Origin of the sequence: Glutamicibacter nicotianae (genome assembly GCF_016907615.1) — a bacterium.
Taxonomy (GTDB): Bacteria; Actinomycetota; Actinomycetes; order Actinomycetales; family Micrococcaceae; genus Glutamicibacter; species Glutamicibacter nicotianae.
In genome coordinates this window covers 1,207,156-1,222,037 of the sequence record NZ_JAFBCH010000001.1, presented here as the reverse complement: position 1 = coordinate 1,222,037, position 14,882 = coordinate 1,207,156, and the positions used below count along the sequence as shown (strand labels likewise).

12 protein-coding genes and 1 tRNA gene are annotated in these 14,882 nt (G+C 64.1%); 3 read left to right on the top strand and 10 right to left on the bottom strand.

Features of this window, described 5'->3' with window-relative positions; translation table 11 throughout:
* Positions 1-2: 2 nt before the first annotated feature.
* The 5 genes from JOE62_RS05975 to JOE62_RS05955 form a co-directional block, all read right to left on the bottom strand.
* On the bottom strand, positions 3-1,229 hold the full coding sequence (locus JOE62_RS05975; RefSeq protein ID WP_204721135.1) for a glycerate kinase family protein: 1,227 nt from the start codon (positions 1,227-1,229) through the stop codon (positions 3-5).
* Positions 1,230-1,286: 57 nt separating this feature from the next.
* Positions 1,287-2,846 (bottom strand): SLC13 family permease, encoded by a 1,560-nt coding sequence (locus JOE62_RS05970; RefSeq protein WP_204721133.1) that lies wholly within the window; start codon positions 2,844-2,846, stop codon positions 1,287-1,289.
* Positions 2,843-4,363 carry an ATP-binding protein gene (locus JOE62_RS05965; protein WP_204721131.1) on the bottom strand — a complete coding sequence of 507 codons (1,521 nt, stop codon included), beginning with the start codon at positions 4,361-4,363 and terminating at the stop codon, positions 2,843-2,845. The genes JOE62_RS05970 and JOE62_RS05965 overlap by 4 nt, the downstream gene beginning before the upstream one ends.
* Positions 4,356-4,583 (bottom strand): hypothetical protein, encoded by a 228-nt coding sequence (locus JOE62_RS05960; protein ID WP_204721129.1) that lies wholly within the window; start codon positions 4,581-4,583, stop codon positions 4,356-4,358. Before JOE62_RS05960 ends, JOE62_RS05965 begins: the two co-directional genes overlap by 8 nt.
* A gap of 310 nt (positions 4,584-4,893) precedes the next feature.
* The gene (locus tag JOE62_RS05955) at positions 4,894-5,703 is read right to left on the bottom strand and encodes a DUF4352 domain-containing protein (RefSeq protein ID WP_204721127.1); all 810 of its coding nucleotides are present in this window, start codon (positions 5,701-5,703) and stop codon (positions 4,894-4,896) included.
* A 229-nt stretch (positions 5,704-5,932) separates the two neighbouring features.
* Between JOE62_RS05955 and JOE62_RS05950 the strand changes: the two genes are divergently transcribed.
* A complete protein-coding gene (locus JOE62_RS05950; RefSeq protein ID WP_204721125.1) occupies positions 5,933-6,760 on the top strand; it encodes a hypothetical protein in 828 nt (275 codons plus the stop codon).
* A 129-nt stretch (positions 6,761-6,889) separates the two neighbouring features.
* On the opposite strand, the gene JOE62_RS05945 is transcribed toward JOE62_RS05950, so the two are convergent.
* The 4 genes from JOE62_RS05945 to dusB all read right to left on the bottom strand — a co-directional run bounded on the left by JOE62_RS05945 (position 6,890) and on the right by dusB (position 11,472).
* A tRNA-Asn gene (locus JOE62_RS05945) sits at positions 6,890-6,962 on the bottom strand.
* 53 nt (positions 6,963-7,015) lie between these two features.
* The gene (gene dnaG / locus JOE62_RS05940) at positions 7,016-8,899 is read right to left on the bottom strand and encodes a DNA primase (protein WP_204721123.1); all 1,884 of its coding nucleotides are present in this window, start codon (positions 8,897-8,899) and stop codon (positions 7,016-7,018) included.
* Positions 8,900-8,908: 9 nt separating this feature from the next.
* The gene (locus JOE62_RS05935) at positions 8,909-10,192 is read right to left on the bottom strand and encodes a deoxyguanosinetriphosphate triphosphohydrolase (protein ID WP_204721121.1); all 1,284 of its coding nucleotides are present in this window, start codon (positions 10,190-10,192) and stop codon (positions 8,909-8,911) included.
* A 77-nt stretch (positions 10,193-10,269) separates the two neighbouring features.
* Positions 10,270-11,472 (bottom strand): tRNA dihydrouridine synthase DusB, encoded by a 1,203-nt coding sequence (gene dusB / locus JOE62_RS05930; RefSeq protein ID WP_052253512.1) that lies wholly within the window; start codon positions 11,470-11,472, stop codon positions 10,270-10,272.
* An 85-nt stretch (positions 11,473-11,557) separates the two neighbouring features.
* Here dusB and JOE62_RS05925 point away from each other — a divergent pair, with 85 nt between their 5' ends.
* Both JOE62_RS05925 and JOE62_RS05920 read left to right on the top strand, forming a co-directional pair.
* On the top strand, positions 11,558-12,022 hold the full coding sequence (locus JOE62_RS05925) for a hypothetical protein (protein ID WP_204721119.1): 465 nt from the start codon (positions 11,558-11,560) through the stop codon (positions 12,020-12,022).
* Entirely contained in the window at positions 12,022-13,671 is a 1,650-nt protein-coding gene (locus JOE62_RS05920) for a DUF5671 domain-containing protein (protein ID WP_204721117.1), read from the top strand. The genes JOE62_RS05925 and JOE62_RS05920 overlap by 1 nt, the downstream gene beginning before the upstream one ends.
* On the opposite strand, the gene chrA is transcribed toward JOE62_RS05920, so the two are convergent.
* The gene (gene chrA / locus JOE62_RS05915) at positions 13,668-14,873 is read right to left on the bottom strand and encodes a chromate efflux transporter (protein ID WP_204721115.1); all 1,206 of its coding nucleotides are present in this window, start codon (positions 14,871-14,873) and stop codon (positions 13,668-13,670) included. The genes JOE62_RS05920 and chrA overlap by 4 nt on opposite strands.
* Positions 14,874-14,882: the final 9 nt, after the last annotated feature.

Genomic DNA, 14,882 nt, shown 5'->3' with positions numbered 1-14,882 from the left:
TTTTACCAGGCCACGCGCGGGCTCAGCCGTGCCGCGGCCATCGACGCGCCCAGGATGATGGTGCGCATGAAGCGTTCGGCCGCTTCGATGAGCAGCCGTTCCCCGTCATCCACTGCTTCCTGCAATGTCATGGGAATGGGCATGATCGAGGCAATGGCATCGATGCCGATATCGTGCACGTCGCGGCAGCCGCGGCCCAGCGTGCCTGCCAAGGCCACCACCGGCACCCCATGCAGCGAGGCGCGCCGCGCAACTTCCGCCGGCACCTTGCCCTTGGGAGTCTGGAAGTCGATGGCGCCTTCTGCGGTGATGACCAGGTCCGCTCCGCGCAGCATCGAATCCAGATCGATGCCGGCCAAACCCGAGTCCAGGATCGCCTCGAAGCGGGGCAGGAGCACCGCTCCCACTGCGGCCAGCCCGGCACCCAGTCCGCCCGAAGCACCGGTACCCGGGGCCAAGGCGAAATCGGTGGAGCGCGCGGACTCCAACGCATCGCGGCGCAGGATCGAAGCCCAGCGTTCAAAGCCTGCCGACATGCTTTCCATCTGTTCCTCGGTGGCACCCTTCTGCGGTCCGAATACGCGCGCCACTCCGCGCGGTCCGGTCAGCACATTGTGCTGGTTCAACGCCATCGTGATCTGCACCTGCCCGGCGGCCAATGCCGGGTGCAGGCCGGAAAGATCCAGCCGGTCCACGCGTCCGAGGTAATTGCCGCCGGCTTTGACCTCGCGGCCCTTGGCATCGAGGATCCGTGCTCCCAGTGCCTGCAATGCGCCCATGCCGCCATCGGAGGTGCCCGAGTCGCCGCAGCCCACCAGGATCTTGGAAGCCCCGGCATCGATCGCGGCCTCGATCAGCTCCCCCACTCCGTAACTGGTCGTGGTTCCCGGATCCCGCTGGTCGCGGGGAACCAGCCGCAGGCCGGCCGCGGCTGCCATTTCCACGACCGCGGTTCCTGCCGCCTCGCCGCCGAGCATCGCGTAGTGCGAGTGGACCTGCTGGCCGACCGGACCGGTGACCGTGACCGGGACCAGCTGGCCACCGGTAGAGCAGGCCAGGGTTTCGGCGGTGCCTTCGCCGCCATCGGCGATGGGCACGGCCTTGACTGCCGCTCCGGGCAATGCCCGGCGGACGCCGGCGCCGATGGCTGCCGCTACGGCTGCCGCGTCGAGGGATTCCTTGAAGCCCGATGGTGCAACCAGGATGCGTTGTGGAAGTGCGTGTGCCATGATTCTTTGTCCTTTTCAGTGAGGATGGATGCGTTGGAAATGAAGCTTTGAAGTGAGTCAGAGGAACAGCGGCAGTCCCATGGCCGGCCAGATCCAGAAGGCGAAGGCCAGGACCAGCAGGACCATGAGCGGTCCGAGCACCGCGCTCAGGCGCAGCAGGTCCGCTGGCCGGTAGGTTTCGATGCCTTCGATCTCGGAGAACAGGTTCACCGGTTTCGCGCTGCTGGTCAGGGTGTGGCAGAAACCGGCCGCGGCGGTGGACGCCAGCGCAATGGCCACCGCATTGACCCCGATGCCCGGGGCGAGGGACACCACCAGCGGGATCAGCACCGCTGAGCGGGCCGAGCGGGACTGGATGACCAGGTGCGCCGCGGCGGAGATCACCACCACCAGAATGGTGAAGACCCAGGCGGCGGCAGCTCCGAGCTGCTCTACCGGGCCAAGGACCCGGCGGGCCAGCCAGTCGGCGGCCCCTGTTCCGGCGAGCGCGGTCCCCAGGGTCAGGGTCGCTGCCATGAAGATCAGCATCGACCACGGCACCGCCTTCAAGGCCTTGGCCAAGCCGACCGAGCCGTATCCCGGACTGGCGACCAGCAACGAGCCGAGCAGGGCCACGATGGCTGGGTGGAGCTGATGCAGCGGCTCGGTGCACCAGAGCACCACCACCGCCGCGACCAGCAGCGCTGCCCTGGATTGCCCTACGGTGAGCGGACCGGTGAGCGGCACCGGCGAATGCTCCTGCAGCCGTTCGATGCCCACGGCCAGCGGCTGGGCACGATCTTCGGCGCGGGTGAACATCCACAGCACCAGTTCGGCGCACAGATGCGAGGAAACGAACGCCAGTGGCAAGCCGTAGACCAGCCAGCCGGCGAAGGAGAAACCTTCATGCCCTGAGGCCGTGAGGATCTGGCTGGTGATCAGGTGCGCTCCCGCACCCAGGTAGGATGCCACCGCCGAAAGCAGGATGACCGAGGGGAAAACCAGGGCCAGGGCCAAGACGACACGGCGGCGATTCGCCAGGGCCTTGGCCAGGGCGATGAACACCGGGATGGCCAGGGCCGCGCGCCCGGAGGTGGAGGGCACCGCGAAAGCGGTGGCAACCAGCACCCCGGTGCTCAGGTGGATCAGCTGCCGCGGGGTGTTCGCGCCCGCGGCGATCCAGGCCGCGGCACGGGTCGCCAGTCCGGTGGCAGTGATCCCCGCCGCGATCACGAAGGCGGCCAGCAGCAGCCAGATGGTGTCTTCGCCCAGCGAGGAGAACAGTTCGGCTTCGGGCAGCACCCCCATGAGCACCAGCACCACCGCTGCACCCAGGGCGATGAAGGTATCGCCGACCGGCGAGAAGATCCAGAGCCAGATGGCCACGGCGAAAACCGCCAAGGTCAGGGCTCCTTGCGCCGGCAGTGCCTGCGCTGTCCCGGCCGCCGGGCCGAAGGCTCCGTAGGCGCACCAGGCAAGGAAGGCCAGCAGGAGCAGCGCGGTGATGATCCGCGCGGCGTTCTGCCTGCTCCACTGGCTTGGTGCCGCGCCGGCCTTGCCCGGTTCGGCGCTCTGGCCCATGGGCCGCTGGGCGGTGTAGCGGAATCCCGCGCGGGGCGCGGTTGGCTTGATGCTCATGACTCGCCTCCAAGGCTGCTGGCCATGGACTGGGCGAAGTCTTCCTCGCAGCTGCTGCCATGGCCGGCGTCGGCCAGCGGCAGGGAGAATCCGAAGCTGGTCCCGTTGCCCTGTCCCGATTCCACCCAGGCCGTGCCGCCGTGGGCTTCAGCAACCGCTTTCACCACTGCCAGTCCGAGACCCATGCCAGACCCCTGCTCGCCGGTACCCGGTGCGCTGCGGTAGTTCTCCAGCAGGGCACGGGCTTCTTCCGGATCCAAGGCCGGTCCATCATTGGCAACCCAGAAGCTGGCCATGCCATCGGCTGCGGCAGAACCGATCCGGATGCTTTGGCCGTCTTCGGTATGCGCGACCGCATTCTGGATCAGCTGGTGCATTCCCTGGGCTACGCGCAGCGGATCCAGCCACGCCTGGGCCTTGGCGGACTCGGCGATCCTGAATCGGCGGTCCGGGTAGGCTCCCGGACGGGAAGCCGCCGCGGCGACGTCCGCCGTGACTTCGCCAACGGAGATCATCTGCCGATGGATGAAGTTCGGGGTGGAGCTTTGCGCCAGCAGATCCAGGTCGGCAAGGGTCTGCCCCATCTGCGAAATATGGGCGTGAGCGGTGCTGATGATGGCGTTGCGTTGCTTGCGCGGAAGGTCTTCCTCATTCAGCTTCTGCAGGGCGGAGGCCAGCTGGCGTTGCGGGCCGCCCAGGTGCTCGCGTGCTTCGGAGATGAAGTGGCGTTGGGCCAGATGCGAAGATTCAACCCGGTCGAGCATCGCGTTCAGCGTGCTGGCCAGCTGCGCCAGGTCGTCTCGTCCTTCTACCGGAACGCGGGCCGAAAGGTCATTGGCGGTAATCGATGCGGCGGTTTCGCTCATGGTACGGATGGGGCGCATGATCTGGCCGGCTGCCAGCCAGGCGATGCCCGCCGTCAGGGCCAGTCCCCCGGCTGCTACGCCAAAGAGCATCGTTGCCTGCCGGTTGGCTTCGTCCTGGGCACCGCCAATGAAGTGCGCAACGACCAGGTGCGCCTGGTGTCCTTCGCCGTTGGCCCCGGAGGCATCTTTCGCCTCGGCTTTCGCCCAGCGGACCGTCCCGTGATTGCTTTCCAGGATTCCAGAGGTCTTCGCGTCATTGAGAATCCGTCCCAGGAGCACCGGGTCTTCAGCCAGCCAGCTCCCGGCTTGGTTTGCGGCGGTTCCTGCGGCGAGCACCCGCCCGTCGGCCTGGCCGATGATCGCTTCGCCGGCCATTGGCTGCTGGCGGGCCAGATAGCGTTCCATCAATTCGCCCATGGAGGAAAACGGCCGGGCAGTCTTCGGGTCCAGCCCCTCAGCCGCGAATGTCCGGAACTCCTCGATTTCCTGCGCGATGCCCACGTTGGCTGCCTCGGCAACCTGGCCGGACATGATCGATCGCATCGAAACCGTGACCGCCAGCAGCGCCAGTGCAGTAGTGAGCACGATCCAGCCGACGATGCGCAGCCGCGCCGAAACCGTTGATCCTTGGTTTTCCTGGAGATCAGTCATGGCTGCCTCCCTCCTGGTCCTGCGCTTTTGCAGCATTTGGCGCCGGGGCTAAAGAGAGCTGGACAACGATTGGCTCATGACGCGGGATGGGCGGATTGGCCGTGTCGGCAAGAGCCTGACTGGCACCTGCCAGTCCCGCTGGCACGGCCAACACCATGAGGATGAGAAGTATGCGACGAATCATGTTTTGAACATTAAAAAACCCTTGTGAGGAGCTCATTAGGCACTTGTTAGAAGATCATGGCTCGCCCATGAGAAGTAAATGAGAACGTTCGAAAAACCGCGAGTTCCGGCGCTTTTCCGGGACTCTGGCTTGGGGAGAATCCCATGAAAATTTCTTCAATACCACCGGTTTCCGTGTTCCTAGTGCTGTAACAATCGCCGGCTGGCCTACGGCCGATCCAGCAGACGGCAGGGATTCGTCGAAGTCCGCGGACGGCCGGCTCCGGCGCCGCCGGCGCGAATGAAAAGCGGCACAAAAAGAGGCTCCGCCATCCTTGATTGGATGGCGGAGCCTCTTCGAATGCGAGCTACTTGGTGGCCCAGAGCACCGACTCGCCGGAGAACGAGATCGTCTCGCTCACACGGATTTTCGCATCTTCCACGGCCTCGGCCGGCACGTCGAAGACTACCTGGTAGCTTCCCTTGCCGCCGTTGGCCAGGGTAGGCAGATCGGTGCCCGGCTTCGCGGGGACTGCGAACGAGCTGGTCGTGCTGTAGATGCTGGCATCCGATCCCACGAGCTCCGGATTCAGATCCAACCAAGCATCTCCCTCTTCGTCTCCGTTGTAGACCACGGAGAGGTCAACCAGCACATACTGGCCTTCGGCCTTCTCATTGAACTCGTTGGCCTTGGCGATCTGAGCTCCGGCGTCCAGGTTCACTGCGCTGACGTTCACCGAATACTCGCCAACGGTAGCCGCCTGCCCCAAGGCAAGTACCTGTGATTCATCTTCGGCCTGCTCGATGACCTCCGCCGGGGCTGCCACCTCGCCGTCCGATGCGTCGGCAATATCGTTGGCAACCTCGTCGATCGCCTTCACGTAGGCTGCCTGGGTGGCAAAGACCAGGATGATGGCCACGATGGCAATGATGCTCGATGCGATGCCCAAGCCCTTGCTGCCACGGCGCTTGGAGGCGACGACGAGCGAGATGACACCGAGCACCAGGGCAATGAAGCCGAGCACCGCGGCGATGTTGTTGACGATCGGCACCCAGCACAGAACCAAGGCAACGATGCCTACAACCAGGGCCGCGATGCCCAGGCCCTTGCCAGCAGAGGTCTTGGCCTGAGGCGCCGGCGGCACCACATTCGGGTCGAGCGGATTTTGTACAGACATGAAAGTTTCCTTCGAGTGAAGACGGCGCCCAGCTGGCACCGAGTCGGCGATCGGCTCAAGCGGATGACTGCCCCAGCCGATTCGGAGTCCTTGTTGACTCTTCAAGAGCTTGTCATTGCGCACCGACAATTTAGCTTCCCGCAATTCATTGCCTGCAATTCTGCCGGGAATTTTCCTTCCCTTGGCGGGCCGTTCGCACAACCCGGGCGATTAATTACAGAATGCAGTCATGGCCACTTCCATTGAACGTTCTCCGGGCCGCAGCACGCTGCGCTATGTGCGCCTGATGCTGCTCGTGGTGCCCCTGCTCCTCGTCGTCGCCATTGTCATCTATGGCATTGCTAACCAGCGCATCGAAGACTCGCTGAGTTCCTACTACCTGGGACCGGCACGAGACCTCTTCGTCGCAATGCTGGTGACTACCGGGGTGCTGCTGGTGGTCTATACCGGAGAAGAGCTGGAAGATTTTGCCCTGAATTTAGCAGGCTTCTACGCCATGTTCGTTGCAGTGGTGCCCACCAGGCTGGGAGAAACGCTGGCAGACTTGCCAGTCGGCGAGCAGCGGCGGCTGATCTTCTCCGTGCAGGTATCGGTCATTGCGGTACTCGTCGTCAGCGTGGTTTTCATCTGGCTGGGAATCCGGACCAGCAACGCTCCGCACCGTGCGCTGTTCCAGAGCAACTTGACCAAAATCCTGGGATTGCTCAGCACCCTGCTCCTGATCGCCTTTGTCCTTCTGCTGTTGTGGCGGACCATCGAAGGCAGGCAGTTCGCCGGAGTGCATGCCAGCGCCGCGTTCCTGCTGATATTCTCCATGGGCATCGCCATCGCCAGCCATCTGGATCATAGGCCGCTGTGCTCCATGGATACCAGCGGCGGCAAGAAGACCCACTATGCAATCCTCTTGATGCTGATGCTGCTGGGGCTGATTGCCTGGCCGATTCTGCTGGCGCTGGGCATCGAAGAAGCGCTGTTCATTGTCGAATGGTTCGAGATCGGCCTGTTCGCGTACTTCTGGTATCTGGAATCCCGGCGCTTGTGGAACCTGGCGGACTGACTGCTGCAGGAAAAAATTGCACCGGCGTGCCCGGTCAATGTCCCCGATAAACGCCTCGTGGATTCCGGGCTTTTCAGGCGAAAATAAAAAGTTCCGGCTCGCAGATGCGAGCCGGAACTTTTCTGTAAGCTCCTCCAACTGGACTTGAACCAGTAACCCTTCGATTAACAGTCGAATGCTCTGCCAATTGAGCTATGGAGGATTGCAACGAGATATAACTTTACCCAAGAATCCCGTGATTGCAAAATCGGGATCCTAGGTCCCGCGCAAGATCCTCCGGCGCATTTCCAGTTCCATCAATTCTCGGTTGATCTGGGCATATTCTTCACCCTCAGATTCCATTTCCGCACGCTGAAGCCGGCCGATGAGCTCAGCCTTGCGGTGTGTGATTTGAAGCTCAATCAATCCGTTGATGATGTCGGCGCAGTAGCGGTTCAGGCTGTGCTCATCCGATGCCGGAATGCTGGTCACGGCGAGTTCCGAAACGAAGCTGCGCAATTGCTCGGGAACTTCGTTGCGGATCACTTCAACCCAGGACGTCGCCGAGGCACCCGCGCTGGAAGCGGCAACGATCCCGTCATGGACAGCCGAATGGGCCGGGGCCAGGAATCGGGCCTCGTAGAACGCCTGCCATTGCTCGTCCTTCAGCCGTTGCGGCTGCTGGATGACAACTTCCAGTGCCTGCCGTTCAAGGCGCATCACCGGGTCGCGGTGATCCGGGCGTTCGAAGGCCGGCGCGGCCGCGATGGCCGGTTCGGCTTCGCCTGGCTGCGGGCGCGGTGCCTGCAGCTCGGCGTTTTTCGGCAACCGGGCGCGCTTGATGGAGGCGCCGACCGAGCGGTTGACGTCCTCGTTGTTCATTCCCAGCCAACCGGCCAGCTCGCGGGCATACGCCGGACGAATGGCGGAGTCGCGGATCTGGGCAACGATGGGGGCGGTCTGGCGCAAGGCCTGCACTCGTCCTTCAACGGTGTTCAGATTGAATTTCTTCAGTTCGGCACGGATGGCGAATTCGAACAGCGGACGCTTGAGCTCAATGAGCTCACGTACCGCTTCATCCCCGCGGTGCAAGCGCAAATCGCAGGGGTCGGCACCGGTTGGCTCAACGCACACATAGGTCTGGGCGATGAACCGCTGGTCTTCTTCGAACGCGCGCAACGCGGCCTTCTGGCCCGCGGCGTCGCCGTCAAAGGTGAAGACCACTTCGCCTCCGGTGCCGTCATCCTGCAGCAGGCGGCGGGCAATCTTGATGTGGTCGGTACCAAACGCGGTACCGCAGGTGGCCACCGCGGTGGTGATGCCAGCCAGATGGCAGGCCATCACGTCGGTGTAGCCTTCCACCACGACAATCTGCCGGCTCTTGGAGATCTGCTTCTTGGCCAGGTCGATGCCGTAAAGCACCTGGGACTTCTTGTAGAGCTGGGTCTCCGGGGTGTTCAGGTACTTTGGCCCCTGGTCGTCCTCGTAGAGCTTGCGCGCACCGAAGCCGATGGTTGCACCTGACAGGTCGCGGATCGGCCACATGACTCGTCCGCGGAACCGGTCGTAGATGCCGCGGTTGCCTTCGGAGAACATGCCGGTGAGCTTCAGCTCGTCATCGACAAAGCCCTTGGAACGCAGGTGCTTGAGCAGCGAGTCCCAGCCCTTGGGCGCATAGCCTACGGAGAATTGGGCTGCGACTTCCGCGTCGAATCCGCGGCCGGCGAGGAACTCGCGGCCCGCGACCCCTTCATCGGTGGCCAGCTGAGCGCGGAAGAATTCCTCGGCGACCTTGTGCGCGTCGACCAGGCGCTGGCGCTTGCCGTAGTCCTCGCGGCGCGGTCCCGGTCCCCCGTCTTCGTAGTGCAGCTCGTAGTTGATGCGGGCGGCGAGCAGTTCCACGGTTTCGGTGAACGAGGAGTGGTCCATTTTCTGGATGAAGGCGATGACATCGCCGGACTCGCCGCAGCCGAAGCAATGGAAGGTGCCCAGCTGCGGGCGGATATGGAAGGACGGGCTGCGTTCATCGTGGAAAGGGCACAGGCCCTTGTACGAGCCGATGCCCGCGGATTTGAGCGTGACATAGGATTCGACAACCTCGCGCAGGTCGGTGCGGTTGCGCACCTCGTCGATATCTTCACGCTTGATCAGCCCTGCCATGATTCCCTTCTAGAACAACTTTGCGTCAGGGGCTTCGCCCTTGACCAGATACGAGTGCCATTCGGTGGCCGATACGTCGGTGAGCGAGGCGACCTGGTCAATCACCACGCGCAGCTGTGCGGCCTCATCAGCGGCGTCCTCCCAGTCGGCTGCGAAGATCGGCTCCAGGTTATCCCGGCCGGTCTCGAAGAGCAGCTGAACCAGTTCGGTCAGCAGCGTGCGCTGGTCCTCGTAGAGCGGCTGGCGCACTTCGGAGGTCATCACGTAGCTGGCGGCGATGCCCTTCATCACAGCGATCTCATGCTCGGTTTCCTCGGGCACGATTAGGCTCGCGTTGTAGCGGGTGAGATTGCCGTCCCCGTAGCGGACACGGGTGGCATCCATGGCAGCGGCGGCGAAACGGCCAATGAACTGGCTGGTCATGTCCTTCAGCGCGGCCATGGAACGCCGCGAGCCGTCAAAGTGGGCAACCCATTCCTCGCTGGCTTCCAGGCGGCGCAGCGCAGCATCGATATCGGCCTCGTCGGTCATCGGCAGGTACCAGTCCTTGGTCACCTGCAGCGCGCGCTCGCGCTGCATATCCTGCTTGAGCCAGCGCAGCTGCAGCTTTCCACCGACAATTGCGTCTTCCACGTCATGCACGGAGTAGGAAATGTCATCAGCCAGGTCCATGACCTGGCCTTCCATGCAGACTGCTCCCTCGGTGGCCTCCGGAACATTGCGCAGCCACGCGAAAATCGTCGCGTCATCTTCATAGACGCCGAACTTCTTGGTCTTCTTGCCGTTGACTTCCGGAGCATCAGCCTTCAACCACGGGTACTTGCATGCCGCGTCCAGCGAAGCGCGCGAGAGATTCAGCCCGGCCGAATGCCCATTGTGCCTGAAGGTCTTCGTTTCCAGGCGGGTCAGCAAGCGCAGCGTCTGCGCGTTGCCCTCAAACCCGCCGATGTCCTTGGCGACCTTGTCCAGGGCTTTTTCCCCATTGTGGCCGAAGGGCGGATGTCCCAGATCATGCGCCAGGCAGGCGGTATCAACGACATCCGGATCGCAGCCCAGTGCTGCACCGAGCTCGCGGCCCACTTGGGCCACTTCCAGTGAGTGCGTCAGCCGATTCCGTACGAAGTCATTCTGGTTCGGTGCCACAACCTGGGTCTTGGCGCTCAAACGGCGCAATGCCGAGGAATGCAGCACGCGGGCACGGTCCCGCTCAAACGCGGTGCGGTACGACTTCTTTGCTGGTTCAGGCACCCACCGTTGCTGGTCGGCTTCGGTATATCCGGGGATCTGAGTCATGGTTCCCAGTCTAGTGAGTGATTGCCTGCAATTATGAGTTATCCACTAGTGGCGTAGCCGTGGCCAGCGAATGGGACCTATCCGCCGGAAATATCCAGTTCGGCGGCCTTGATCATTTCGCGGTGGGCGTCGCTCATCACGCGGTTATCCAGCCAGCCGTCGGGCACGTGGGTCTTCTTCGGGTGGCCGGCGCGGCCACGGGTGCCCTCAGCGCCCTCGCCGGGGTACGGCAAATCCAGATCCAGCTGGTCCAGCAGTTCGCGCAGGCGGGCCAGGGATGGCACCTGGGCCAGCTGCGAGCGGATCTCGCCGCCGACCGGGTAGCCCTTGAAGTACCAGGCGATGTGCTTGCGGATATCGCGCATGCCCTTGCCCTCGTCCTCGAAGAATTCGGTGAGCAGCTCGCCGTGGCGGTACACGGTCTCAGCCACCTTGCGCACCCCGGGACGGAAACGGTCCTCGCGGCCTTCGAAGGCAGCCTGCAGGTCGCCGAAGATCCATGGGCGGCCCTGGCAGCCGCGGCCCACCATGATGCCCGCGGCGCCGGTCTGCTCCACCATCTCGATGGCGTCCTCGGCGCTGAAGATGTCGCCGTTGCCCAGTACCGGCATGTCATCCATGGCCTCGCGCAGGGTGGCGATGGCCGACCAGTCCGAATGGCCGGCGTAGTACTGGCCCGCGGTGCGCGCATGCAGGGTCACCGCGGCGGCGCCGTGGTCGCGGGCGATCTTGGCGGACTCCAGGTAGGTCACGTGGTCCTTGTCGATACCGATGCGCATCTTCACGGTCAGCGGGATATCGCCCTTGGCAGCCTCGGAGGTCGCCGCTTCGATGATCGAGGTGTAGAGGTCGGTCTTCCAAGGCAGCGCCGAGCCGCCGCCCTTGCGGGTGACCTTGGGGACCGGGCAGCCGAAGTTCAAATCGACGTGGTCCGCCAGGTTCTCGTCAACCACCATGCGCACGGCGGCACGCACGGTTGCCGGATCCACGCCGTAGATCTGGATGGAGCGGATCTCTTCGTCGGGGTCGTGCGAAATGATGCGCAGGGATTCGGGGTTGCGCTCCACCAGCGCGCGAGCGGTGACCATTTCGGTCACGTACAGCCCGCCGCCGTATTCACGGCAGAGGCGGCGGAAGGCGCGGTTGGTCACGCCAGCCATCGGAGCAAGGACCACCGGAGTATCAATGGTCAGCTTGCCCAGCTGCAGCGGTGGCAGCTTGAGGGTCGGAGTGTTGGTTGGCGCATCAGTCAGGGTCGTCACCCATCCATTGTCTCGCATGAACGCAAATCGGGAACTGAGATCTTGATCAAACTGTGTTCCGCAGACGCTGGCTTATTGCCTCGTTGTCAACCAAAATGGTGCAATGACAAGTAAATTTTCGGCGGCGCGGGTGGTTCTGCTCGCCTTGGCCGCAGTCATTGTGGCTTTGGTAATAGCCGCGCTGCTCGTGGTTTCGCTGCGTCCGGCACCACAGGCCCACGCGGAGAACACCCCCGAAGGGGTCGTGCAACGGTATCTGATGGCCTTCGAAGCCGAGGATTTGCCTGCCATGCAAGGCTATGTCATGGAGGGCAAATCCAGGACGCTGTGCAATCCGGAGCCCTATGCCACGCAGCCGCTGGACGTGCAGCTGCTAAGCAGCACCGTGGGCCCTGCGAGCGCTACCGTCCACACGAGGTTCGATTCCGGGGATGCCAGATTCCTGCCCTGGCCGGATCTGTCCTCCTACGAGGATGCCTTCGAGCTGCGCAGGGTCAACGGGACCTGGCTGATCGACCGCATGCCATGGCAGGTCGGACTGTGCACCGCCGAGGAGATGGGGTACTGATGGCCACCACTACTGCTCCAGCGCCGCTATCGCGAAGCGGCAGCGTGCTGCGTCCGGTGATCCTCCACGGACTGCTGCTCATCTTGCTGATGGTCGTCGCCACCGGCCTGGCCGCCTTGCTCACCGCGCTGTTCCATGGGTTCGATGCGCAGCAGGTCAGCACCGAACAGCTGGCGATGGCCTGGGCGTTCAGCTTGGTCGGTATCCCGTTGGCCTGGTTGCTGTGGCGCTCCATCCGCAAACGGCTGGCCCACCCGACGGCCTTCGATTCGGCAATCTGGTCCTTGCAGGCCTCGGCCGCGTATCTTGCGACGCTGGCTGCCAGCAGCTGCGCCGCGTTGGCGGTGCTCTCCGGACTGGTCGCCCCTTCCATTCAGGGGTCGTGGCAGCCGACCCTGGGCACGACTTTGGGATGGGGAGCGGTGCGCGCCTGGCAGCACCACCAGATCGTGGCTGCGCGGACCGCGCCACGGCAATTCGCGCATCTGGCCGCGGCGGTGGGGAACTACTTCAGCATGGTGCTCGTCGCGCTCTCGCTAGTGGCCACGCTCAAGGCCACGCTGGAAATCCTGGTCCGTCCGGACAACACGTTGGCAGGTCCTACCGGCATGCGGCATCTGCTGGTTGCGTTGATCTGGCTGGCTGGCTCCACGGCACTGTGGTTCTGGCATTGGAAATTGCGCCGCGTGCAGAAAATGTCCGATCCCTTCAACGACATCCTGTTGATCGCTCTGGGACTGGCCGCACCGGCACTGGCGCTCCTGCTCTCGGGCGCCACACTGTTTTCCTGGGTGTGGCCGCAAGCGTGGACCTCCCAGGAACGCGCCGGGCTGTTCCTCGCCGGCGGTCCAGAGCTGCTGGCCACCGTGGTGGCGGCCGCGGTGATCTGGATCTACCACCAATTGCAATTGCGGACCGGGTTGCGCTCGGCCTCCGTAGTCGACGCGGCGCGCCTGGTGCTTGGCGGGATCGGTCTGGCGGTGCTGGCCACCGGCTTGGGGATGGTGGTCAATGCGCTCTTCGCGGCGATAGCGGCCAGCGTCACGGTGGAATACTCGGCGGGCTTGCTGGGCCACGGCCTGGGACTGCTCATCCTCGGGGCGGCGGTGTGGGTTGCCTATTTCAAGCCGTTCAAGCCTTCGCCGGCGGATTCCCGCAGCGTCTACCTGGTCTTGTTCTTCGGAGCCAGTTCCGTGGTCGCCCTGATTTCCCTGCTGGTCCTCGGATACCGGATTTTCGAATACTACCTGGGATCCGAGACTCGCCTCGATTCCCTCCTGGACACCGTGCGTGCCCCGCTGGGCTGGCTGGTCGCAACCGCTGCCGTGGCTGGCTACCACTTCGTGCTGTGGCGTGCGGACAAGCAGTCCAAGGCCGAGGCTTCCGGCACGTCCGTGGTGGACCACAGCTCGGTGGCCCGCCGTGCCGTGATCATCGTTGGCCCAGCTGCTTCCGAGCCGATGGCCGCGCAGCTCGTAGCGCGGCCCGAGCTGTCGGTGACGTGGGTTGCTTCGGCCGGTCCGGCCTTGGACGACCGGGCCGAGGTGTCGGTGCTGGCGAGAATCGAAGAATATCTGGACTGCGAGTCCGGGCCGTTGCTGGCCATCGCCAACGACGATGGCACCGTGCAGTTCACCGATCTGGCCTAGGCCGAAAGGCCCAGCAGCACTCCCCCGAGCCCCGAGATGGCAACCACGATCCATGGTGCCATCTTCCAGGCGGTCAGCAGGACGAAGCAGAGCAGCGCCAGCACGAACGCGGGAGCGGAAGTAATCGCCGAGGTGAAGACCGGGTCGTAGAGGGCGGCGGCCAGCACGCCGACCACTGCCGCGTTGGCGCCGCGCAGGATGGCACGTGCCGCCGGCCAGTGGCTCACCCGGTTCCAGAAGGGCAGCACGCCCAGCAGCAGCAGGAATCCCGGAAGGAAGATGGCCAGCAAGGCAATGGCCGAGCCGAGCACACCGCCGGGGCCTGATTCAACGAGGACGCCGAGGTAGGCGACAAAGGTGAACAGCGGTCCGGGGACAGCCTGGGCGGCGCCGTAGCCGGTGAGGAAATCCTGCGAGCTGATCAGTCCGGGATCCACGACTGCGCTTTGAAGCAGCGGCAGCACCACATGGCCGCCGCCGAAGACCAATGCGCCGGAGCGGTAGAACGCATCGATGAACGCCAGCAGATCCCAGCCGGTAGCCCAGGCAGCCAGCGGCAACCCGACAAGCATGAGGACGAACAGCGCTAGGCAACTGATCCCCAAGGTCCGCGAGACCGGGAACCGCAGGGCCGACGCTGGACCCGAATCCGCATCACGGCACCAGAAGTACCCTGCCGCGGCGCCGAATGCAATGGCCAGCAGCTGCCCGAAGGATCCCGCCAAGAGCAGTGCAGAGGCCGCGGCCGCCACGGCGATGGCTGCACGGGTCCGGTCCGGTGCCAGATTCCTGGCCATGCCGGACACCGCCTGGGCGATGATGGCGACCGCAACGATTTTCAGGCCGGTCAGCAGCCCGGTTCCGGCAGGGCCGGTAAACAGCGACGCACCGAAGGCGAAGACCGCGAGCAGAACCGCTGAGGGAAGGGTGAAGGCGAGGAATGCCGCCAAGGCCCCTGGCAGGCCGGCGCGGTGCAGGCCGAGGCCGAAACCTACCTGGCTGGAGGCCGGGCCGGGCAGGAATTGGCCCAGCGCGACCAGCTGGGCGTATTGCTGGTCATCGAGCCAGCGGCGCCGGTCCACCAGTTCGGTGCGGAAGTATCCCAAGTGGGCGATGGGACCGCCGAAAGAAGTCAGGCCGAGCTTGAGGAAGACCTTGAAGACTTCGCTGGCCGAGCCCTTGTCCAGCTGCTGTGATTCCATGAATTCCAG

Bases quoted from the DNA above. Each gene is read 5' to 3' on its own strand.
- JOE62_RS05970 (WP_204721133.1), bottom strand. From the start codon at position 2,846: ATGAGCATCAAGCCAACCGCGCCCCGCGCGGGATTCCGCTACACCGCC.
- dusB (WP_052253512.1), bottom strand. From the start codon at position 11,472: ATGCGAGACAATGGATGGGTGACGACCCTGACTGATGCGCCAACCAAC.
- JOE62_RS05935 (WP_204721121.1), bottom strand. From the start codon at position 10,192: ATGACTCAGATCCCCGGATATACCGAAGCCGACCAGCAACGGTGGGTG.
- JOE62_RS05925 (WP_204721119.1), top strand. From the start codon at position 11,558: ATGACAAGTAAATTTTCGGCGGCGCGGGTGGTTCTGCTCGCCTTGGCC.
- JOE62_RS05965 (WP_204721131.1), bottom strand. From the start codon at position 4,363: ATGACTGATCTCCAGGAAAACCAAGGATCAACGGTTTCGGCGCGGCTG.
- JOE62_RS05975 (WP_204721135.1), bottom strand. From the start codon at position 1,229: ATGGCACACGCACTTCCACAACGCATCCTGGTTGCACCATCGGGCTTC.
- JOE62_RS05955 (WP_204721127.1), bottom strand. From the start codon at position 5,703: ATGTCTGTACAAAATCCGCTCGACCCGAATGTGGTGCCGCCGGCGCCT.
- JOE62_RS05920 (WP_204721117.1), top strand. From the start codon at position 12,022: ATGGCCACCACTACTGCTCCAGCGCCGCTATCGCGAAGCGGCAGCGTG.
- JOE62_RS05950 (WP_204721125.1), top strand. From the start codon at position 5,933: ATGGCCACTTCCATTGAACGTTCTCCGGGCCGCAGCACGCTGCGCTAT.
- dnaG (WP_204721123.1), bottom strand. From the start codon at position 8,899: ATGGCAGGGCTGATCAAGCGTGAAGATATCGACGAGGTGCGCAACCGC.
- JOE62_RS05960 (WP_204721129.1), bottom strand. From the start codon at position 4,583: ATGAGCTCCTCACAAGGGTTTTTTAATGTTCAAAACATGATTCGTCGC.
- chrA (WP_204721115.1), bottom strand. From the start codon at position 14,873: ATGGAATCACAGCAGCTGGACAAGGGCTCGGCCAGCGAAGTCTTCAAG.